This is a genomic window from Microbacterium lacus (assembly GCF_044794305.1).
Taxonomy (GTDB): domain Bacteria; phylum Actinomycetota; class Actinomycetes; order Actinomycetales; family Microbacteriaceae; genus Microbacterium; species Microbacterium lacus_B.
Genome location: NZ_CP084996.1, coordinates 197,980 through 216,462, shown reverse-complemented (window position 1 = coordinate 216,462; position 18,483 = coordinate 197,980). Strand labels below are relative to the sequence as shown.

22 protein-coding genes are annotated in these 18,483 nt (G+C 65.8%); 12 read left to right on the top strand and 10 right to left on the bottom strand.

What is annotated here, in order from left to right; translation table 11 throughout:
* The first annotated feature begins 3 nt into the window (after positions 1-3).
* Positions 4-600 carry a TetR/AcrR family transcriptional regulator gene (locus tag LG299_RS01075; RefSeq protein ID WP_404432691.1) on the top strand — a complete coding sequence of 199 codons (597 nt, stop codon included), beginning with the start codon at positions 4-6 and terminating at the stop codon, positions 598-600.
* Between the two features lie 18 nt (positions 601-618).
* Here the strand turns inward: LG299_RS01075 and LG299_RS01070 are convergent, their stop codons facing one another.
* Genes LG299_RS01070 through pdhA form a run of 3 tightly spaced genes read right to left on the bottom strand, consistent with a single transcriptional unit; the run spans position 619 to position 4,144 of the window.
* On the bottom strand, positions 619-2,010 hold the full coding sequence (locus LG299_RS01070) for a dihydrolipoamide acetyltransferase family protein (protein ID WP_404432689.1): 1,392 nt from the start codon (positions 2,008-2,010) through the stop codon (positions 619-621).
* Positions 2,007-3,017 (bottom strand): alpha-ketoacid dehydrogenase subunit beta, encoded by a 1,011-nt coding sequence (locus tag LG299_RS01065; RefSeq protein WP_404432687.1) that lies wholly within the window; start codon positions 3,015-3,017, stop codon positions 2,007-2,009. The genes LG299_RS01070 and LG299_RS01065 overlap by 4 nt, the downstream gene beginning before the upstream one ends.
* Positions 3,014-4,144: a pyruvate dehydrogenase (acetyl-transferring) E1 component subunit alpha gene (gene pdhA, locus LG299_RS01060; protein WP_404432685.1), complete on the bottom strand. Its 1,131-nt coding sequence runs from the start codon at positions 4,142-4,144 to the stop codon at positions 3,014-3,016. The genes LG299_RS01065 and pdhA overlap by 4 nt, the downstream gene beginning before the upstream one ends.
* A 165-nt stretch (positions 4,145-4,309) precedes the next feature.
* On the opposite strand from pdhA, the gene LG299_RS01055 reads away from it, so the two are divergent.
* Positions 4,310-4,783, top strand: a complete 474-nt coding sequence (locus LG299_RS01055; protein ID WP_404432683.1) for an Lrp/AsnC family transcriptional regulator — start codon at positions 4,310-4,312, stop codon at positions 4,781-4,783.
* Here LG299_RS01055 and LG299_RS01050 read toward each other — a convergent pair.
* Entirely contained in the window at positions 4,755-5,768 is a 1,014-nt protein-coding gene (locus LG299_RS01050; RefSeq protein ID WP_404432681.1) for an EamA family transporter, read from the bottom strand. The genes LG299_RS01055 and LG299_RS01050 overlap by 29 nt on opposite strands.
* Before the next feature lie 73 nt (positions 5,769-5,841).
* On the opposite strand from LG299_RS01050, the gene LG299_RS01045 reads away from it, so the two are divergent.
* On the top strand, positions 5,842-6,396 hold the full coding sequence (locus tag LG299_RS01045) for a CGNR zinc finger domain-containing protein (RefSeq protein WP_404432679.1): 555 nt from the start codon (positions 5,842-5,844) through the stop codon (positions 6,394-6,396).
* On the opposite strand, the gene LG299_RS01040 is transcribed toward LG299_RS01045, so the two are convergent.
* The gene (locus tag LG299_RS01040) at positions 6,356-7,255 is read right to left on the bottom strand and encodes an alpha/beta fold hydrolase (protein WP_404432677.1); all 900 of its coding nucleotides are present in this window, start codon (positions 7,253-7,255) and stop codon (positions 6,356-6,358) included. The genes LG299_RS01045 and LG299_RS01040 overlap by 41 nt on opposite strands.
* Positions 7,256-7,317: 62 nt before the next feature.
* Here LG299_RS01040 and LG299_RS01035 point away from each other — a divergent pair, with 62 nt between their 5' ends.
* Positions 7,318-8,028 carry an exonuclease domain-containing protein gene (locus tag LG299_RS01035; RefSeq protein ID WP_404434760.1) on the top strand — a complete coding sequence of 237 codons (711 nt, stop codon included), beginning with the start codon at positions 7,318-7,320 and terminating at the stop codon, positions 8,026-8,028.
* A gap of 50 nt (positions 8,029-8,078) precedes the next feature.
* Here the strand turns inward: LG299_RS01035 and LG299_RS01030 are convergent, their stop codons facing one another.
* The 3 genes from LG299_RS01030 to glgA all read right to left on the bottom strand — a co-directional run bounded on the left by LG299_RS01030 (position 8,079) and on the right by glgA (position 10,409).
* Positions 8,079-8,330 carry a type B 50S ribosomal protein L31 gene (locus LG299_RS01030; RefSeq protein ID WP_404432675.1) on the bottom strand — a complete coding sequence of 84 codons (252 nt, stop codon included), beginning with the start codon at positions 8,328-8,330 and terminating at the stop codon, positions 8,079-8,081.
* 89 nt (positions 8,331-8,419) lie between these two features.
* Positions 8,420-9,205: an ABC transporter ATP-binding protein gene (locus tag LG299_RS01025; protein WP_404432673.1), complete on the bottom strand. Its 786-nt coding sequence runs from the start codon at positions 9,203-9,205 to the stop codon at positions 8,420-8,422.
* A gap of 10 nt (positions 9,206-9,215) precedes the next feature.
* Positions 9,216-10,409 carry a glycogen synthase gene (glgA, locus tag LG299_RS01020; RefSeq protein ID WP_404432671.1) on the bottom strand — a complete coding sequence of 398 codons (1,194 nt, stop codon included), beginning with the start codon at positions 10,407-10,409 and terminating at the stop codon, positions 9,216-9,218.
* Between the two features lie 47 nt (positions 10,410-10,456).
* Here glgA and LG299_RS01015 point away from each other — a divergent pair, with 47 nt between their 5' ends.
* From LG299_RS01015 to LG299_RS01005, 3 genes are read left to right on the top strand one after another with little or no spacing between them, the layout of a single operon-like run.
* Positions 10,457-11,701, top strand: coding sequence for a glucose-1-phosphate adenylyltransferase (locus tag LG299_RS01015; RefSeq protein ID WP_404432669.1), 1,245 nt, complete (start codon positions 10,457-10,459; stop codon positions 11,699-11,701).
* Positions 11,702-11,747: 46 nt separating this feature from the next.
* Positions 11,748-12,389, top strand: a complete 642-nt coding sequence (serB, locus tag LG299_RS01010; protein ID WP_404432667.1) for a phosphoserine phosphatase SerB — start codon at positions 11,748-11,750, stop codon at positions 12,387-12,389.
* 38 nt (positions 12,390-12,427) lie between these two features.
* Positions 12,428-13,120, top strand: coding sequence for an alpha/beta fold hydrolase (locus LG299_RS01005; RefSeq protein WP_404432665.1), 693 nt, complete (start codon positions 12,428-12,430; stop codon positions 13,118-13,120).
* Between the two features lie 7 nt (positions 13,121-13,127).
* On the opposite strand, the gene LG299_RS01000 is transcribed toward LG299_RS01005, so the two are convergent.
* Complete coding sequence (locus LG299_RS01000) at positions 13,128-13,838, bottom strand: beta-ketoacyl-ACP reductase (protein WP_404432663.1); 711 nt, start codon at positions 13,836-13,838, stop codon at positions 13,128-13,130.
* 112 nt (positions 13,839-13,950) lie between these two features.
* On the opposite strand from LG299_RS01000, the gene LG299_RS00995 reads away from it, so the two are divergent.
* The 4 genes from LG299_RS00995 to LG299_RS00980 all read left to right on the top strand — a co-directional run bounded on the left by LG299_RS00995 (position 13,951) and on the right by LG299_RS00980 (position 15,985).
* Complete coding sequence (locus tag LG299_RS00995; protein ID WP_404432661.1) at positions 13,951-14,469, top strand: DUF4190 domain-containing protein; 519 nt, start codon at positions 13,951-13,953, stop codon at positions 14,467-14,469.
* Positions 14,470-14,536: 67 nt separating this feature from the next.
* Positions 14,537-14,908 (top strand): DUF3099 domain-containing protein, encoded by a 372-nt coding sequence (locus LG299_RS00990; protein WP_404432659.1) that lies wholly within the window; start codon positions 14,537-14,539, stop codon positions 14,906-14,908.
* Entirely contained in the window at positions 14,905-15,114 is a 210-nt protein-coding gene (locus LG299_RS00985; RefSeq protein WP_404432657.1) for a hypothetical protein, read from the top strand. Before LG299_RS00990 ends, LG299_RS00985 begins: the two co-directional genes overlap by 4 nt.
* A gap of 10 nt (positions 15,115-15,124) precedes the next feature.
* Complete coding sequence (locus tag LG299_RS00980) at positions 15,125-15,985, top strand: SURF1 family protein (RefSeq protein ID WP_404432655.1); 861 nt, start codon at positions 15,125-15,127, stop codon at positions 15,983-15,985.
* Positions 15,986-16,060: 75 nt separating this feature from the next.
* Here LG299_RS00980 and LG299_RS00975 read toward each other — a convergent pair whose 3' ends face one another.
* On the bottom strand, positions 16,061-17,659 hold the full coding sequence (locus LG299_RS00975; protein ID WP_404432653.1) for an ABC-F family ATP-binding cassette domain-containing protein: 1,599 nt from the start codon (positions 17,657-17,659) through the stop codon (positions 16,061-16,063).
* A 187-nt stretch (positions 17,660-17,846) separates the two neighbouring features.
* On the opposite strand from LG299_RS00975, the gene LG299_RS00970 reads away from it, so the two are divergent.
* Positions 17,847-18,479, top strand: a complete 633-nt coding sequence (locus LG299_RS00970) for a biotin transporter BioY (RefSeq protein WP_404432651.1) — start codon at positions 17,847-17,849, stop codon at positions 18,477-18,479.
* Positions 18,480-18,483: the final 4 nt, after the last annotated feature.

Here is an 18,483-nt window from a genome sequence, read left to right as displayed (position 1 = left end):
GAAATGCCAACCCCTGCGACTGATCGAAAGCGGGCGAAGGCCGATCGCAACACCGCGCTTCTGCGCGAGGCGGCGCGGCTCTTCGCTGCGCGCGGCTACAGCGGTGTCAGCCTCGAAGAACTCGGCGCTGCCGTCGGCGTGACCGGCCCCGCTGTGTACCGCCACTTCGCCGGGAAACAGGCCCTCCTGAGCGAAATTCTCGTGCGTGTGAGTGAGGGTCTCTTGACAGGTGGACGCGCCGTCATCGACGACCAGTCCGACGCCGCCTCGCGGCTACGAGTGCTCATTGGCTTCCACGTCGACTTCGCGCTCGCTGACGCCGACGTCATCCGGGTCCAAGACCGGGATCTCGACAATCTCGCCGACGAAGACCGCCACACCGTGCGCCGACTGCAGCGCGAGTATGTCGACATGTGGATCGGGGTGCTGAAAGAACTGCATCCCAACCGCTCGGAATCCGACCTCCGCGTGCGCGCGCACGCGTGCTTCGGCTTGATCAACTCCACGCCCTACAGCGCCCGGGCATCGAGCAAGATGCCCGCGCAGAGCACCGTGCGCGGCATCCTGGAATCGATGGCCACCGCCGCACTCACAGAGTAGAGCGACCTGCGACGGGCCTCAGCGCAGCAGCATCGCGCGACCGGGCTCGCGCAGGACGCCTGCGACCTCGACGAGGAACTTCGAGCCTTGCTCGCCATCCACGAGGCGATGGTCGAACGACAGCGCGAGGGTCATGACATCGCGGAGGGCGACCTCGCCGCGGTACTCCCACGGCTGACGACGCACGGCGCCGAGCGCCAGGATCGCCGCCTCACCCGGGTTGATGATCGGCGTACCCGCATCCACGCCGAAGACGCCGACGTTGGTGATCGAGAAGGTGCCGCCCATCATGTCGACCGGCGGAGTCTTGCCTCCGCGTGCCGTCTCAGCGAGAGTGCGAATCGCGTCAGCCAGCTCGGCCAGCGTGAGATCCTGCGCGTCGCGGATGTTCGGAACGACGAGTCCACGGCCCGTAGCTGCCGCGATGCCGAGGTTCACGTAGTGGTGCTGGACGATCTCGCCCGCCGCGTCATCCCACGCGGAGTTGAGCTCGGGATGCCGGCCGAGGGCAAGGCAGACGGCCTTGGCCGCGACCGCCATGATCCCGATCCTGTGCTCGGCGAGCGACCGATCCGCCTTGAACGACGTGATCAGCTCACTCGTCGCCGTGACATCGACCGTGAGGAATGTCGTGACGTGTGGAGCGGTGAAGGCACTGCGCACCATCGCGGCCGCGGTGTGCTTGCGGACGCCTCGGATCGGCGTACGCGTCGTGCGTTCGCCTGAGCGCGGGGTGAGCTCGGCGATGTCGAGCGATTCTTCCGCGACCGTCTGCGACCCGACGGCGGTCGCGCCCGCGCGGGCGGCGAACTCTTCGACGTCTGTGCGCGAGATCACGCCCGAGACACCGGATGCCTCCACCAGCGCGAGATCTATGCCCAGTTGCTTTGCCAGCGCCCGGACGGGCGGCGTCGACCGGGGGCGCTCTCGCGGAGCCTCCGAGACCTCGGGCGTGTGGATCACATCGTGAGGTGCCGCCTCGAGCACGGCAGTGTCGGATGCTGCGGCACGGACAGCGACCGAGCGCGCGCGGCGCTGGGGTCGTGCCGACGAACGGGGCGCGGCGCCGTACCCGACGAGGTTCGGCTGCGCCTTCTCGCCGGCGTCGGCTTCGGCTGCGCCCTCGGCGCGGGCTTCGGCCACCGGCACTTTCGCGCCGCCGGCGTCTCCCCCACCGAGGTCGAACGAAATGAGCACGGCACCGACTTCGACGACATCTCCGGCGGCCGCGTGCAGGGCTTTCACGACACCGGCGTGCGGCGACGGAAGCTCGACGATCGCCTTCGCTGTCTCGACCTCGGCGATGGTCTGGTTGAGCTTCACGGTGTCGCCTTCGGCGACCATCCACTGCACAAGCTCAGCTTCGGGCAGACCCTCTCCGAGGTCGGGCAGACGGAATTCCTCGATCACAGGGTCACCCCGCTCATGCTGTTCGGACGATCCATGACGCGGTCGACCGCATCGAGGATCCGGTCGAGGTCAGGCAGGTGGAACTTCTCGAGCTTCGCCGGCGGATACGGGATGTCGTGCCCGGTCACGCGAACCGGTGCTGCTTCGAGGTAGGAGAAGCACCGCTCGGTGACGCTCGCGATGAGTTCTGCACCGACGCCAGCTTCGCGCGCCGCTTCATGGGTCACGACGACTCGGCCGGTCTTACGCACCGATGCCGTGACCGTACGGTAGTCCACCGGCGAGATCGAACGCAGATCGATGACCTCGATCGACACTCCCTCGTCTTCGGCGGCGGTCGCAGCATCCATCGCCACGGCGACCTGCGCACCGTACGTGAGCAGCGTGACGTCCGTGCCCTCGCGCGCCACGCGGGCAAGGCCCATTGGCGCCGCATCGGCCAGGTCGACACCGAGGTCGACCTCTCCCTTGGAGTGGTACAGCCGCTTGGGCTCGAAGTAGACCACTGGGTCATCGCACGCGATGGCTTGGCGCAGCATGACGTACGCGTCCTGCGGGTTCGAGACCGCGACCACACGCAGACCGGACGTGTGCACGAAGTACGCCTCGGGCGACTCGGAGTGGTGTTCAGCCGCACCGACGCCGCCCGCCCACGGAATGCGGATCGTGATCGGCATCTTCACGTTGCCGCGCGTGCGATAGTGCAGCTTCGCGACCTGGCAGACGATCTGATCGAACGCCGGATAGACGAATCCATCGAACTGGATCTCGACGACCGGACGATATCCACGGAAGGCCAGGCCCACCGCGGCTCCCATGATTCCCGATTCGGCCAGGGGGGTGTCAATCACGCGCTGAGGCCCGAACTCGGTGATCAGGCCGTCGGTCACCCGGAACACTCCCCCGAGCTTGCCGATGTCTTCGCCCATGAGCAGAACTTTGGGGTCATCGGCCATCGCGCGCCGCAGTCCCTCATTGATGGACTTTGCCATGGTGAGCTGAGTCATCGCGCCACCTGCTCCGAGTCGAAGCCCTCGAGGTACGAGGCGTACCAGTCGCGCTGCTCTGCGAGACCGGAGTGCGGCTCGGCGTACACGTTGTCGAATACCGCGATCGGCGGCCGTGTGACGGCACCGAGAGTCGCGGCCCGCACCTCGGCGCCGAGCTTGTCGGCCTGAGCTGCGACGTCGGAGATGAAGTCATCGTCGAAGGCATCCTGCGAGCGCAAGAGAGCCTCTATGCGGGCGATCGGGTCGCGGCGTCGCCACTTCTCAACCTCGTCGCTGTCGCGATAGCGCGTGGGGTCATCTGAAGTGGTGTGCGGGCCCATGCGGTAGGTCACGGCCTCGATGAAGGCGGGACCGCTCCCCCGGCGGGCGTTGTCGACGGCCCACCGCATGGCAGCGAGGCAAGCGAGCACGTCGTTTCCGTCGACGCGCAGGCTCGGGATGCCGAATCCTGGCGCGCGACCGGCGATGGGGAACTTCGCCTGGACGGTGACGGGCTCTGAGATCGCCCACTGGTTGTTCGTGCAGACGAACACGACGGGTGAGCGGAACGACGACGCGAAGACCATGGCCTCGTTGACGTCGCCCTGGCTGGTCGCTCCGTCGCCGAAGTATGCGGCAGCGACCTGGTCGGTGCCATCGCGCTGGATGCCCATCGCGTAGCCCACCGCGTGCAGCGACTGCGCGCCGATGATGATCTGCGGCGTTGCGGTGCCGATGTCGTACGGGTTGTAGGTGGAGTGCGCTTCACCGCGCCATGCCAGCACGTAATCTTCGGGCTTCGCGCCGCGCACGAAGCTCACTCCGATTTCGCGATAGCTCGGGAAGACGAAGTCGTCAGAGCGGAAAGCCCGCGCGGTGCCTACCTGCGTCGCCTCTTGGCCCTGGCAGGGCGCCCAGAGTCCGAGTTGGCCCTGGCGCTGGAGCGCCACGCCCTCGGTGTCGATCCGACGCACGAGCATCATGTCGCGGTAGAGGCCGCGAAGGGCTTCCGCGTCGATGTCGGCTACCCAGGGATCGAGGTCGGGATCAGCGACCCGCTCCCCTTCTGGTGTGACCAGGCGCGCGACATCGTCGATGTCGATCGCCGCTTCTGCGGTGGGGTTCAGGGTGTGCATCATTGTCATCCCTCCTCGGTGACCTGCCCTCGTGAGGCGGTCGTCGTGGAAATGCCGGCAGCGTCGCCGACAGGGTTGACGATACGTTGATCTCGCACCTAGCTCAAGCAACAGAGCTCGGCTTGAGCATGTTGCCAAGCGAGCAGCGGTTCTAGCGTGCTAACGTTTCGCACTATGAGCGCACTCGATCACGTCGATCTCGAGCTTCTCGCGGCCCTTTCGGCCGATCCACGCGCAACGGTGGTCGCGCTCGCCGATCGACTCGGGCTCTCGCGCAACACCGTGCAAGCGCGCATGGCTCGCCTCGAACGCTCGGGTGTCTTCCTCTCGTACGAGCGCGCGATCTCCGCCTCGGCGCTCGGATACCCGATCGAGGCGTTCATCAGCGCGATCGTGCGCCAGGCCGAGCTGCCGCGCATCACTTCAGAACTCGCACGCATTCCCGAGATCGTCCAGGCCCATGGGCTCAGTGGTCAGGTCGACATCCTCATTCGCGTGGCATGCCGCGACACCCAGCATCTGTTCGACACCGACGCGCGGATCCTCGCCATCGAGGGCGTCGAACGCACCGAAACCTCGCTCGTAATGGGCGAGGTCATCGGTCACCGCGTGGGGCCTCTCATGGAGTTGGCACGACGGGAGGGATAGCGACCGCGCTCTCTTCCTCGGGTCGGTCGGTCGAAGCATCCATTCGCACCAGCACCACACCGACGAGAATCAGCAGGCCACCGACGAACTGAATGGGCGCGGGAGCTTCGCCCAGCAAGAGCCACGCGAACCCGAGCGCGAAGAGCACTTCCGACAGCCCGACGAACGAGGCGATGCGGGAGCCGACGCGAGGAACCGCCATCGTTCCGAACGCATAGCCGATCGTGGTCGCAATCAGCGCGACCCAGCCCATCGGAACCCACCAGGGCACGCTCACCCCGCCCAGCACCACATCGACCGCCGGCGCGACCACCGGAAAGACCCCCACGACACCAAGAAGTGCCACCAGCGCCGTACCGACGAAGAGTCCCCCTGAGGCGAGCGCGAGTGGTGGCAGGTCTTCCCCCGCGCGTTCGGCGATGAGAAAGTACGCGCCCACGCACACCGCGGCCGCGAGCGCGAAGATCGTGCCGAGGAGGTCGAAGGTCGCGCCCGAGATGTCGACCACCAAGATCAGGCCGACGATGGCGACGAGCGATCCGGCGATGACCAGGCGCGAGGGCGCCGTGCGCGTGCGCACCCATGCGAGCAGGACGAGCAGGACAGGTGCCAAGTATTGGATGAGAAGCGCCACGGCGACGGGCATGCGCTGCATGGCCGAGAAGAAGAAGATCTGGCATCCCGCGACCGCGGTGAGCCCGAACCCGATGATGAGGACGCCGTGACGACGCAGAAACCCGGGCTGCCGTCGGATCGCCAAGAACAGCGCAGGAGCGAGAACAAGCCCCGACACTCCCATACGCACGAGAAGGGCCGCGCCCAGAGACCACCCTGCCTCCAACAGCGGCTTCACCAACGGTCCGCTCGACGAGAAGGCGAGGGCGGATGCTACGGCCAGCACGATGCCGGAGGTCATCCGGTTCGGCACGACCGCGTATGCAGGAGTCGGCGGAATGACCGGAATGGCGGCGGTCGAGGTGGTCATGCGAGATCCGTCTGTCAGGAGTGAATCGTGCGTACACTGGTGACGATATCCGTTTCCCCCGTCAGGAGTCAACATGGTTTTCATTCGTGACACGGAACAATCCCTCCGCGCCGCCGTCCACCTGGTCAACACGCTTCCGGGTTTCGACAGTGACGACCAATTCGTGACCGCCGCGGACCTCGATGCGTACCTCGAGGTGAACCCCTACACGGGCGCGATTTCGCGCGACGTCGACGAGATCACGGCGATCCGCGGCATCCGCCCCCGCCTGCGCGCGCTGTGGGACGTCGACCGCGACGGCGCTGTTCCCCTGGTGAATCAGATGCTCGCCGACGGGCAGGCGCTCCCCCGTTTGGTGATCCACGACGAGTACGACTGGCATATTCACGCGACCTCTGATGAGGCACCGCTCGCGACGCGAATTCTTGTTGAGGCAGCGATGGCATTTGTGGACGTCATCCGCGCAGACGAGTACGACCGCGTGCGCGTGTGCTCAGCCGACGACTGCGAATCGGTCTACGTCGACTACTCGCGCAACGGATCCAAGCGCTACTGCGACACCGGCAACTGCGGCAACCGCATGAATGTCATTGCGTATCGCGAGCGGAAGGCCCAAGAAAGCGCGTGATCGCCTCGGCCGCAGGGGCCGGGGTTTCGTAGTGAATGAGATGCCCAACGCCGTCGATTTCGACGAGTTCGGCATCGACAATGAGCGTGGCAAGGTGACGCTCGGCCTCGATCGGCGTGATGTCGTCTTGGACCGCGGCGACGAGGAGCGTCGGCACATCGATGCGCGGAGCAAACTCCCGCACATCGTGTGAGACCGACGCCACAAAGGCGTCGTGCAGAACACCGCGGTCGGCGAACCGCGAGAAGTACGTGTCGTGTTGGTCGTGGATGAACTGGCGCAGGTCGGGGTCCTTCGTCTTGGCCATCGACACGCTCATCACCCGCACGATTGCTCCGTTGCGCAACAGAGCGTCGCCGATGCGCTGGGGAAGACGTGCGCCAGCCCAGTAGTAGAACACCGCAAGCCGAGTCAGGAGGCCTCGGGGCCCCTCGAGTGCCGGGGCGCCGATCGGGTTCACCAGGATCAGCTTCGGGGTCGCAAGGCCGGCGGCAACCGCTGCAGCAGAGACAATGGAGCCGAACGAATGCCCCAGCACGACCGCGCCGGGCGCCACCTTCGCCGCGAATTCCGTCAACCACTCCACATACGCGGTCAGGTCGTGCGTGCGGCCCGGAAGGGGCACTGTCTCGCCGAAACCCGGCAGATCGGGCGAAATCACCCGGAACTGCGGCAATTGTGCGACGACGGGCTCGAGCCCGTGGTGTTCGCCCCGGTAGCCATGAACGGCGAGGATCGTGACCTCCGCGTCTTCGGGGCCGTACACCCAGTACGCGGTCACTCCCCCGTGCACCTCCACCTCGCGACGGACCACAGGAATCGCATGCAGCTTCGCGGCGTAGGGGTTGGGTGCACTCACCCGTCGAGTCTACGAGCGCAACGAGTCTATGAAACGCAATGTCGGTACCCGCGCATACCGTCATGCGCATGGAACTTCGCTCGCCGGAATGGCTGAAGGTGGTCGGGGTCTTCGACCTCGAGACCACCGGCGTCGACGTCACGTCCGATCGCATCGTGACCGCACACGTCGGACTCCTCGATGCGGCAGGCGGCGTGATCCGCGCCAGAGACTGGCTCGCTGATCCGGGCATCGACATTCCGCAGGGCGCGACCGACATTCATGGTGTGACTTCTGCTCATGCTCGCGCCCACGGGCGACCCGCTGGCGAGGTGGTGGGCGAAGTGAGCCGGGCGCTGCACGCGTTGCTGACCGCCGGCATCCCCGTTGTCGCATACAACGCGGCGTTCGATTTCTCGTTGCTCGCCCACGAGTCCGTGCGGTACGGACTCGAACCGCTCCGTGACCCTGCGCCGGTGATCGACCCCTTGGTGATCGACAAGCGCTATGACAAATGGCGCCGCGGCAAGCGCACACTGGCCGTAGTCGCCGCGCACTATGCGGTGCCGCTCGACGGTGCGCACGAAGCCGCTGCCGACGCAGTCGCGGCAGGCCGCGTCGCACAAGCCCTCGCACAGCGGTACGCCGCGTGGCTCCCCGCAACAGCGACCGAACTGCACACGCGCCAGATCGGCTGGGCGCGTGCGCAGGCCGAGAGCCTGACGGAGTACTTCATCCGAATCGGCCGACTTGACCCTGAGCAGCGACTCGACGGCAATTGGCCGGTGCGGTGAAACCTGGAAACACAAAAGCCCCGCCGAAGCGGGGCTCTCGCGTGTACGGCTTACTTGCCGCCGAAGTTCTTGAAGCGCTGGTTGAACTTCTCGACGCGACCGGCAGAGTCCATGATGCGCTGCTTACCCGTGTAGAACGGGTGCGATGCCGACGAGATCTCGACGTCGATGACGGGGTACTCAACACCGTCGAGCTCGATCGTCTTGTTGCTGGTCACCGTCGAACGGGTGAGGAAGGTTTCGCCCGAGCCGAGGTCGCGGAACACGACTGCCTGGTAGTCGGGGTGAATGTCAGTCTTCATGATTGTCCTCTAGGGAATGGTGCTCTGGATTTTGCCAGGGCGTGAAAGTCTGCGGTGCGAACGCACCAAGGAACGATCTTACCAGAGTGCTACGCGGATGCTCGCGCCGCGTAGCGGCCGTCCGCTTCGGTGAGCACGATCGGCACGCCGAATGTCTCGGTCAACGCCTCTGCGGTGAGCGTCTCGGCCAACGGACCAGCGGCGACCGCGCGACCATCGCGCATCAGGAGCACATGCGTGAATCCGACCGGAATCTCCTCAACGTGATGAGTGACCATGATCATGGCTGGCGTCGTCGGGGCCTTCGCGAACCCGCTCAGGAGGGTGAGAAGCTCTTCGCGGGCGCCGAGGTCAAGGCTCGCGCTGGGCTCGTCGAGCAGGAGCATCTCGGGGTCGGTCATGACAGCTCGCGCGATCTGCACCCGCTTCTGCTCGCCGTCGCTGAGCGTTCCGAACGTACGATCGGCGAGGTGATCGAGCCTCCACTCGGCCAGAACACGCATGGCGCGACGCTCGTCGATATCTTCGTACGACTCGTTCCAGCGGCCCAGCACCGAGAACGCGGCCGTGAGGACGACATCCAGCACGGTCTCTTCGGGCGGAACACGCCGGGCCATGGCTGAAGAGGCGAAGCCGATGCGGGGCCTGATCTCGAAGACGTCGGTGCGACCGAGTCGCTCACCCAGGATCGTGACCACTCCGGAGGTCGGGTGAAGCAGCGTGTCGGCGAGTTGAAGGAGCGTGGTCTTGCCCGCGCCGTTCGGTCCGAGAATCACCCACCGATCTTCATCCGAGACCGACCAATTCAGATGGTCGACGATGTCTCGGGCGTTTCTGCGGACGACGACGTCGGAGAACTCGAGCACCTGCGGCATGCTGTCCAGCCTATCGGGCCGAAGCGATGACCTCCGCGTACAGCGCCTGGGTTTGCTCGGCAATCTGCCCCCAACTGAAGTCATGCGTCGCCCGCTCCCTGCCCGCGACGCCGTACGCCGCAGCCTGGGTCGGGTCCGACACAACCTCGGTCAGCACGCGTGCGAGATCGGCGACATAGCGTTCGGGGTCGACGGGGGTTCCGGTGCCGTCCTGGACCTGCTCGATCGGCACGAGACGACCGGTGACGCCGTCGACGACGACTTCGGGGATGCCTCCGGTCGCTGTTCCGACAACGGCTGCGCCGCACGCCATCGCCTCGAGGTTGACGATCCCCAGCGGTTCGTAGACCGACGGACACACGAAGGTGGTTGCCGCCGTCAGGATCGTGCACAACTCTCGACGCGCCAGCATCCGATCGATCCAGACCACGCCCTCCCGGGTTCCTTGCAGATCGCGCACTAGTCCCTCGACCTCGGCCATGATCTGCGGCGTGTCCGGCGCACCCGCGCACAGAATGACCTGCACATCGGGCGGGAGAAGGGCCGCGGCACGCAGGAAGTACGGCAAACCCTTCTGCCGAGTGATCCGACCTACGAACACTACCGACGGCTTGCTGGCGTCCACGCCCAGTGATGCCAGCAGTTCAGGATCTTCGACGGGATGCCAGGCCTCCACGTCGATGCCGTTGTAGATGACACGGACCTTGTCGGGGTCAAGGCTCGGGTAGCTGCGCAGGATGTCGGTCCGCATCCCGTCGCTGACCGCGATCACTGCCGCCGCGCCCTCATAGGCGGTCTTTTCGATGTAGCTCGACACGGCATAGCCGCCCCCGAGCTGTTCGGCCTTCCACGGGCGTAGCGGCTCGAGTGAGTGCGCGGTCACGACGTGCGGAATTCCATGAAGCAACGATGCGAGGTGCCCGGCGAAGTTCGCGTACCAGGTGTGGCTGTGCACGACATCGGCGCCCGCGACATCCGTGACGATCTCGAGGTCGGTGCCGAGCGTCTGCAACGCACCGTTCGCTGCGGAGAGCTCGAGCGGCACGCCGTAGGAGGTCGTGGAGGGCTCGTCGCGTTCGGCGCCGAACGCACGAACCTCCACATCGATGCTCTCGCGCAGTGCTTTGACCAGTTCTGTGGCGTGAACTCCGGCCCCTCCGTAGATCTCGGGCGGGTACTCCTTGGTGACGATGTCGACGCGCATGTGACGAACGCTAGTACACGGGCCCGAACGCGTCATAGTGTGGTGCCATGCCTACAGCGCCGAAGGTCTTCGGAATCGTCCTCGCCGGGGGTGAGGGTAAGCGCCTCATGCCCCTCACCGCCGACCGTGCCAAGCCTGCCGTCCCATTCGGCGGCCAGTACCGCCTGATCGACTTCGCGATATCGAACCTCATCAACTCGGGGCTGAGACAGATCGTGGTGCTGACGCAGTACAAGTCGCACAGTCTCGACCGCCACATCTCGCAGACGTGGCGGATGTCGGCACTCTTGGACTCGTACGTGGCGTCGGTCCCCGCGCAACAGCGGCTCGGCAAGCGATGGTTCTCGGGTTCCGCCGACGCGATCCTGCAGAGTCTGAACCTCGTCAACGACGAGAAGCCCGACATCGTCATCGTGATCGGTGCCGACCACGTGTATCGCATGGACTTCCAGCAGATGCTGGCCGCGCACATCGAGTCGGGCGCACGGGCGACTGTCGCCGGGATCCGCCAGCCGATCGGGCTGGCGAACCAGTTCGGCGTGATCGATGTCGAGCCCACCGACCCGGCGAAGATCCGCGAGTTCCTCGAGAAGCCGCAGAACGCGACCGGACTCGTCGACTCCCCCGGTGAAGTGCTCGCCTCGATGGGTAACTACATCTTCAACACCGACGCGCTCATCGAGGCCGTCGAGTCCGACGGTGAGTTGGCCACCTCCAACCACGACATGGGCGGCGACATCATCCCGTACTTCGTCGGACGTGGCGAGGCCGGTGTCTACGACATGAACCGCAACGACGTGCCGGGATCCACGGATCGCGACCGGTACTACTGGCGCGACGTGGGAACGATCGAGTCGTTCTTCGACGCGCACATGGATCTCATCTCGACGCTGCCGATCTTCAATCTCTACAACATGGCGTGGCCGATCCACTCGCAAGCGGTCAACTCACCGCCCGCGAAGTTCGTCCGCGACGGTGTCGGCCGTATCGGTAACGCCATCGACTCGGTGGTCTCGCTCGGCTCGGTGCTCTCGGGCACGCACCTCGAGCGCAGCGTGGTGGGGCCGTGGACTCTGGCCGGCGGCGGATCGACGATCACCGACTCGGTGCTGTTCGATCACGTTCACGTCGGCGCTGGCGCTCGCATCCATCGCGCGATCCTCGACAAGAACGTCTCGCTGGCTGAGGGCGCGACCGTGGGCGTCGACCGTGCACGAGATCTCTCTCGCGGATACACCGTGACCGAAACGGGAATCACCGTCGTCGGCAAGGGAATCCACGTCGAGCGCTGACGTCACACCGTCGTCGAGGGCGATCGGCCGCGACTACCGTGGAGGCATGACCGGCGCTTCCGCACGCTTCCTCGTCGTCCTTGATGCCGACTCGACTCTGATCCGCAACGAAGTCATCGAACTCATCGCCGATGAAGCCGGACGCGGTGCCGAGGTGGCCGCGGCCACCGAAGCGGCGATGCGTGGTGAGGTCGACTTCGCCACGAGCCTTCGATCGCGCGTGAGCGCGTTGAGCGGGGTCCCCGTCAGCGCATTCGCGCGAGTCCTCGCGCGCATCGAGCCCACGCCCGGAGTGCGAGAACTCATCGCCGAGATACACGCCCGCGGCGGGCTCGTGGGGGTCGTGTCCGGCGGGTTTCACGAAATCCTCGACACAGTTGCCCCCGATCTCGGGGTCGATCTCTGGCGTGCGAACCGTCTGACGGTCAGCGACGGAGTGCTGACCGGCACGGTCGACGGCGAGATTGTGGATGCTGCGGCAAAGGCCTCCTCGCTGCGGGAGTGGGCCTGCGACGCCGGAGTGCCCGCGCGGCTCACCTTTGCGATCGGCGATGGCGCGAACGATCTGACCATGCTGGGAGCGGCCGGACTCGGCATCGCCTTCAACGCGAAACCCGCGGTGCGCGCTCGGGCCGACCTCGTCGTAGGTCCGGTGGATCTCCGCGAGGTCATCCCCCTCCTCCCGTAGGCCCCCAGAATGTCGGAGGTTGTCGGTAGCGTCGCCGTATGAACGTGATTCTCGTCCCCGGACTCTGGCTCGATGCATCCTCGTGGGATGACATCATTCCCGCCCTTCGCGCGGCGGGCCACACCACGCGCGCACTCACCTTGCCCGGTGTCGGCGCACCCGGGAGCGACTCAGCCCAGATCGGCATCGCCGACTGGGTCGATGCGGTCGTCTCCGAGATCGACAAGATAGATGGGCCGGTCGTGCTCGTCGGGCACAGCGGCGGCGGCAATGTGGTCTGGGCGGCTGCAGAAGCGCGGGCTCAGAGAGTGGCGAGAGTCATCTTCGTCGACACTGTGCCTCCGCCGGATGGTGCGCAGATTTCAGAGTTCGAGGTCGTGGACGGGGTCGTCCCGTTTCCCGGGTGGGACTTCTTCGACGACGATGACGTTGCTGATCTCGACGCAGAGACCCGGGCGCGCACGACCACCACCGCACGGAGCGTCCCGGGACGTGTGCCCACCGACCCCCTGAGCCTTGCCGGCACCGATCGCTACGGCGTGCCGGTGACGGTGCTGTCGGGGGGCATGGATGACGCGACTTTCCGCGAGGTCATCACGCAGTGGGGTCCCTACGCAGAAGAGTTCGCGGCGATCGCCGATACCGAGGTCGTTCGACTCGGCACAGGTCACTGGCCCCAGTTCTCGAAGCCGGCTGAGCTTACTGAAGCGCTGCTGAACGCCATCCGCTGACGACGGATCAGTGCCCCATCCCGAGCCCACCGTCAACGGGGATGACAGCACCTGAGATGTACGCAGAATCGTCCGACGCGAGCCACGTGACCACTCCGGCCACCTCGTCCGGTGTCGCGAATCGTCCGGCAGGAATGCTCTTCTTGTACTCGGCTTGCACGTTTTCCGGCAGCTCGGCCGTCATATCCGACTCGATGAAGCCAGGAGCCACGACGTTCGCGGTGATCCCGCGCCCCCCGAGTTCGCGAGTGAGTGAGCGAGCGAAGCCCACTAACGCGCTTTTGGATGCCGCGTAGTTGACCTGACCGGCTGATCCGTATAGTCCGACCACGGAGGAGATCATGATGACCCGACCCCACCGTGCTCGCAGCATCCCCTTCGACGCTCGCTTGACGACGCGGAACGTTCCGCCGAGGTTCGTGGCGACGACCGAGTCGAAGTCATCTTCGGTCATGCGCAGAAGAAGTGTGTCTTTCGTGATGCCGGCGTTCGCGACGAGTATCTCGATCGGTCCGAGTTCGCTCTCGACCTGGGTGAAGGCGGCATCGAGCGCTGCGGAATCCGTTACGTCGGCGCGAACCGTGAGCGTACCGGAGGGTCCCTCGCCCGAGCGCGCGGTCACGGCGACCCGATAGCCTTCGGCAACGAAACGCTCGGCGATCGCTCGCCCGATACCTCGGTTTCCGCCGGTGATAAGGACGACGCGATCACTGGACATGGTGGTGCTCCCGGAGTTGTGTGACGTATTCGCACCAGCCTATCGGCGTGGTGTTTGACACCCCCGCTCACGCACTGGGACGCTGGTGACGAATCTGACGAAAGGCCTCCCCATGACCGACCCGACATCCTCCGGTGCCGATATCACTCCGAGTGACACGCAGCCGACGGTGCCGTACGCGCCACCCACCGGACCTGCCTATGGTCACGTCGCTCCGCCTGCGTACGGCCAGGCGGCTCCGCCTGCCTTCTCTGGCCCTACGCCGCCGCCGTACGGCAGCGCACCCGCGTATGGCGGTGCTGCGCCTGCCTACGGCTCCGTGCCTGTGTACGGCAACGCACCCGCCTACGGAGCGTACGGGGCGGCGAAGACCAACACGCTCGCCGTCGTGTCCCTCATCGCCTCGATCGCCGGCATGCTCTTCGTGCCGTTCATCGGTTCGCTCGTCGGTGTGATCACGGGTCACATGTCGCTCAGCCAGATCACACGGACGAGTGAAAGCGGTCGCGGCATGGCTTTGGCGGGCACAATCATCGGCTGGGTCGGAGTGGGGCTCTCCGTCGTCGGCATCATTGTCCTGCTCGCCCTCATCCCGTGGATGCTGACCTTCTCGGAGATATCAACCGCCTGATCGGCAATACAGTGATCGTTCGCCAGACCGCTCCGATTCCTTCCGCGCGGCGTAGTCTGGATGCACCGTGAAGTCCTCGCAGATCCCACCGTCCACCACGTCTCTGCCGCCGTCGCCGCAAGACGAGGCGGCTGCGCGGTCGATGCGCTATTTGATCCTGATGGGCTTGCGTATCGTCTGCATCACCCTCATGGTCATCGTCCAGCCTTTCGGTTGGTACACCTGGGTTTTCGGGCTGGGTGCAGTGTTCCTGCCCTACATCGCCGTGGTGTTGGCCAATGTCAGTTCGAGCGTCGGCGGCGCGACCGCCGAGAACCCCGAACTCGCCCTGACTGCCGAGCCCACGGTCGTGATCCCCGACGCCGAGCCGAGCGAACCGACCGTCTTGCGAATCGAAGAGACTCGGCCGATCAATCCCCCTGCGGCGACCGGAACGTGACCACCGACGTCCCCGCATCCACGTGCTCACGGGCAGGATGCCGCGCAGCCGCGCTCTGGCGGGTGGAATGGCGCAATCCCCGCATCCACTCCTCCGAACGCCGCAAAGTCTGGCCGGCGTGTGACGAGCACGTGCAGTTCCTGCGGGACTACCTCGCCGCGCGCAATTTTCCGGTCGAGGTTCGCGCCTTCGTTGAGGCGCAATGAGGACGGCACCATGAGTAGACAGAACGCACCGGCAGCAGTGCGGTGGACGGCGTATGTCGCCGTGGCGATCGTCTTCGCCATCGCGTGCGCCTTCCTTGCGAACTGGCAGTTCACGAGGAATTCTGCGCGCGCCGACCAGCTTGCGCTGATCGATGTCAACTTCGATGCCCGGCCCGCACCGCTGGGCGAAGTGTTGCCCGCGGGAAGTGATTTCGACCCTTCGGACGAGTGGCTGCCCGTTGTTCTCACTGGTCAGTACCTGCCCGAGGATGAGTTGCTCGTGCGCAACCGTCCGCACGGCGGCACTGCGGCGTTCGAGGTACTCGTGCCTTTTCGCCTAGATGACGGTCGCGTGATACTCGTCAACCGCGGCTGGGTGAGACCCGGTATCGATCAGCCTGATCCGGACGTCGTGCCCGCACCGCCCGAGGGCGAGGTCACGGTGGTCGTGCGGCTCCGACCGAGCGAACCACTCCCCTCCTCGGGTCGCTCCGCGCCCGAAGGCCAGGTGCCGACGATCAGCCTCCCGCTCATCGCCGACCTGGTGGGACCGGCTTCTGCCGGGCTCGACACCAGCGCCTTCGGCATCCTGGAATCTGAAGACCCTGCCCCGAGCACGAGTCCCGCGTTGCTCGAGCCGCCGTCCGCGGACCCCGGCCCGCATTTGTCGTACGCGATCCAGTGGATCCTGTTCGCAGTCATGGGGTTCATCTTCATCGGCTACGTGATCCGCACAGAACTGCGATATCGGCGAGAAGATGCCGAAGACCGGGCTGCCGGTCAGCTCCCCCCGCGCGTGCGTCGCCCGACGCGCAAGGCCGATCAAGACATGCAGGACGAAGATTCGCTCTTGGATGCCGCGGGCCGCTGACCTCGCGTACCCACTACGAGCGTCAGGCTAGGCCGTGTCTCGATACGGCGCTGGCGCGCCTACTCGACAACCGGCTCACGCAAGCGAGATCAGGTCTTGGTAGTCGCGGTTCCAGAGGTCTTCGACGCCGTCCGGAAGGATCAGAACCCGCTCGGGGTTCAGCGCCTCGACGGCGCCCTCGTCGTGCGACACCAGCACCACAGCGCCCTCATAGTGCGACAGAGCGCCCAGGATCTCTTCGCGCGACGCCGGATCGAGGTTGTTCGTCGGTTCGTCCAGCAGCAGCATGTTCGCCGATGACACGACAAGCGTTGCCAGCGAAAGGCGCGTCTTCTCGCCGCCCGAGAGCACTCCCGCGGGCTTGAGCACGTCGTCGCCGGTGAACAGGAAGGAGCCCAGCACTTTGCGGGCCTCGGTGGCCGAGATGTCGGGCGCCGCCGACATCATGTTCTCGAGCACCGAACGACCGACGTCCAGGTTCTCGTGCTCCTGGGCGTAGTAGCCGACCTTCAGGCCGTGCCCCGGTTCGAGCTGACCTGTGTCGGGCTTGTCCACCCCGGCGAGGATGCGCAGGAGCGTGGTCTTGCCCGCACCGTTCAGTCCGAGCACGACGACCTTGGATCCCCGATCGATCGCGAGGTCGACATCCGTGAAGATCTCGAGCGATCCGTACGACTTCGACAGCCCGGAGGCCATGAGCGGAGTCTTTCCGCACGGGGCGGGCTTGGGGAACCGCAGCTTCGCCACGCGCTCGACCTGACGCACTTCGTCCAGGCCCGCGAGCATCTTCTCCGCGCGCGCGACCATCTGGTGCGCGGCCGCGGCTTTGGATGCCTTGGCGCCGAAGCGGGCAGCCTGCATCTGCAGCACGCTGGCCTTCTTCTCGACTCCGGCGCGCTCCTTCTTGCGGCGCTCCTCGTCGGCGACCCGTTGGCGCAGGTAGTTCTTCCAGTTCATGTTGTAGACGTCGATGACCTGGCGGTTCGCGTCCAGGTAGAACACGCGGTTCACCGTCTCGCCGACGAGTTCGACATCGTGGCTGATCACGATGAGCCCGCCGCGGTAGTTCCTCAAGAATTCGCGCAACCAGACGACACTGTCCGCGTCGAGGTGGTTGGTCGGCTCATCGAGGATCATCGAGTCGGCGTCGGAGAAGAGGATGCGGGCGAGCTCGATACGGCGACGCTGGCCGCCCGAGAGCGTGCTCAGCGGCTGGTCCAGTATGCGGTCCGGCAACGAGAGGTTGTGCGAGATCGTCGCGGCTTCCGCCTCGGCGGTGTACCCACCGAGTGCTTCGAACCGCTCAGTGAGGCTCGAATAGCGCTTCATCGCCTTGGCCGCGACATCCGGGTTCTCATCGCCCATTTCGACGGATGCTTCCTGCATGCCTTCCGCGAGAGATCCGAGTCCGCGGGCGTCGAGGATTCGGGTGCGAGCGAGCATCGACGGGTCACCCGAACGCGGGTCCTGCGGGAGGTAGCCGAGCTCACCGATGCGCTCGACACGGCCGTCGGCGGGGAGCAGGTCCCCGGCCAGGACTTTGGTGAGCGTGGTCTTGCCGGCACCGTTGCGTCCCACCAACCCGACCTTGTCGCCCGCGGACACGCGGAATGACACGTCCGACATGAGCACGCGAGCGCCCACGCGGATCTCGAGGTCGTGTACGGCGAGCACGGCAGACGTCCGATTCTACAATTTGGGAGGCGGCCGATCGGCCAGCCCCCAAGTCTACCGGTGGCGTACCTGAAGGTTTCCCACAGCGATCTTCGCCCAGAGTGTTGGACTCGGTCCAAGAAGTACCTCGCCCCCGCCCCTAGGCTGAGGACGACGAAACCACTCCCTCCGCACAACAAGGAGCCTCATGTCCTCGATCGCCCTCCCGACACGTCGCCGCGTGCTCGCCGACGTCATTCCCCACCCCTCCTCGCGCGCGCGATCCTTTGCCCTCGACGCCGTCCTCGTGGTCACAGGTGCGGCGGTCGTCGCTGTACTCGCGCAGGTCGAGATTCCGCTCTGGCCGGTTCCGATCACCGGACAGACACTGGGCGTCATCATCGTCGGTGCATCCCTGGGGGCATGGCGGGGGGCCGCCGCGATGGTCACCTACATGTTCGCGGGTCTTGCCGGACTCCCGATCTTCGCGGGGTTCACCGGTTCCGTCCTGGCGATCGGCAAGCCCAGTTTCGGCTTCATCATCGGCTTCAGCTTCGCGGCATTCGTGGCCGGATGGTTCGCCGAGCGCGCGTGGGATCGCAAGCCCGCACTCGCCTTCCTCGGATTCGCGGCGGCGAGCGTCGTGCCGTTCCTGTTCGGCATCCCGTACCTCGCTGTCGTTCTCAACGCGGTCTTGGGTCTTGAGCTGTCCGCGTGGGAGATCCTCGAGGCCGGGTTGTTCCCGTTCATTCTCGGAGGCCTCATCAAGGCGGGCATCGCAGCGGTGATCATCCCATCCGCCTGGGCGCTGGTTCGCAAGGTCGACGCCACGAAGAGCTGACAAG

Bases quoted from the DNA above. Each gene is read 5' to 3' on its own strand.
- LG299_RS01075 (WP_404432691.1), top strand. From the start codon at position 4: ATGCCAACCCCTGCGACTGATCGAAAGCGGGCGAAGGCCGATCGCAAC.
- LG299_RS01065 (WP_404432687.1), bottom strand. From the start codon at position 3,017: ATGACTCAGCTCACCATGGCAAAGTCCATCAATGAGGGACTGCGGCGC.
- pdhA (WP_404432685.1), bottom strand. From the start codon at position 4,144: ATGACAATGATGCACACCCTGAACCCCACCGCAGAAGCGGCGATCGAC.
- LG299_RS01055 (WP_404432683.1), top strand. From the start codon at position 4,310: ATGAGCGCACTCGATCACGTCGATCTCGAGCTTCTCGCGGCCCTTTCG.
- LG299_RS01050 (WP_404432681.1), bottom strand. From the start codon at position 5,768: ATGACCACCTCGACCGCCGCCATTCCGGTCATTCCGCCGACTCCTGCA.
- LG299_RS01045 (WP_404432679.1), top strand. From the start codon at position 5,842: ATGGTTTTCATTCGTGACACGGAACAATCCCTCCGCGCCGCCGTCCAC.
- LG299_RS01035 (WP_404434760.1), top strand. From the start codon at position 7,318: ATGCGCATGGAACTTCGCTCGCCGGAATGGCTGAAGGTGGTCGGGGTC.
- LG299_RS01030 (WP_404432675.1), bottom strand. From the start codon at position 8,330: ATGAAGACTGACATTCACCCCGACTACCAGGCAGTCGTGTTCCGCGAC.
- LG299_RS01025 (WP_404432673.1), bottom strand. From the start codon at position 9,205: ATGCCGCAGGTGCTCGAGTTCTCCGACGTCGTCGTCCGCAGAAACGCC.
- glgA (WP_404432671.1), bottom strand. From the start codon at position 10,409: ATGCGCGTCGACATCGTCACCAAGGAGTACCCGCCCGAGATCTACGGA.
- LG299_RS01015 (WP_404432669.1), top strand. From the start codon at position 10,457: ATGCCTACAGCGCCGAAGGTCTTCGGAATCGTCCTCGCCGGGGGTGAG.
- serB (WP_404432667.1), top strand. From the start codon at position 11,748: ATGACCGGCGCTTCCGCACGCTTCCTCGTCGTCCTTGATGCCGACTCG.
- LG299_RS01005 (WP_404432665.1), top strand. From the start codon at position 12,428: ATGAACGTGATTCTCGTCCCCGGACTCTGGCTCGATGCATCCTCGTGG.
- LG299_RS01000 (WP_404432663.1), bottom strand. From the start codon at position 13,838: ATGTCCAGTGATCGCGTCGTCCTTATCACCGGCGGAAACCGAGGTATC.
- LG299_RS00995 (WP_404432661.1), top strand. From the start codon at position 13,951: ATGACCGACCCGACATCCTCCGGTGCCGATATCACTCCGAGTGACACG.
- LG299_RS00980 (WP_404432655.1), top strand. From the start codon at position 15,125: ATGAGTAGACAGAACGCACCGGCAGCAGTGCGGTGGACGGCGTATGTC.
- LG299_RS00970 (WP_404432651.1), top strand. From the start codon at position 17,847: ATGTCCTCGATCGCCCTCCCGACACGTCGCCGCGTGCTCGCCGACGTC.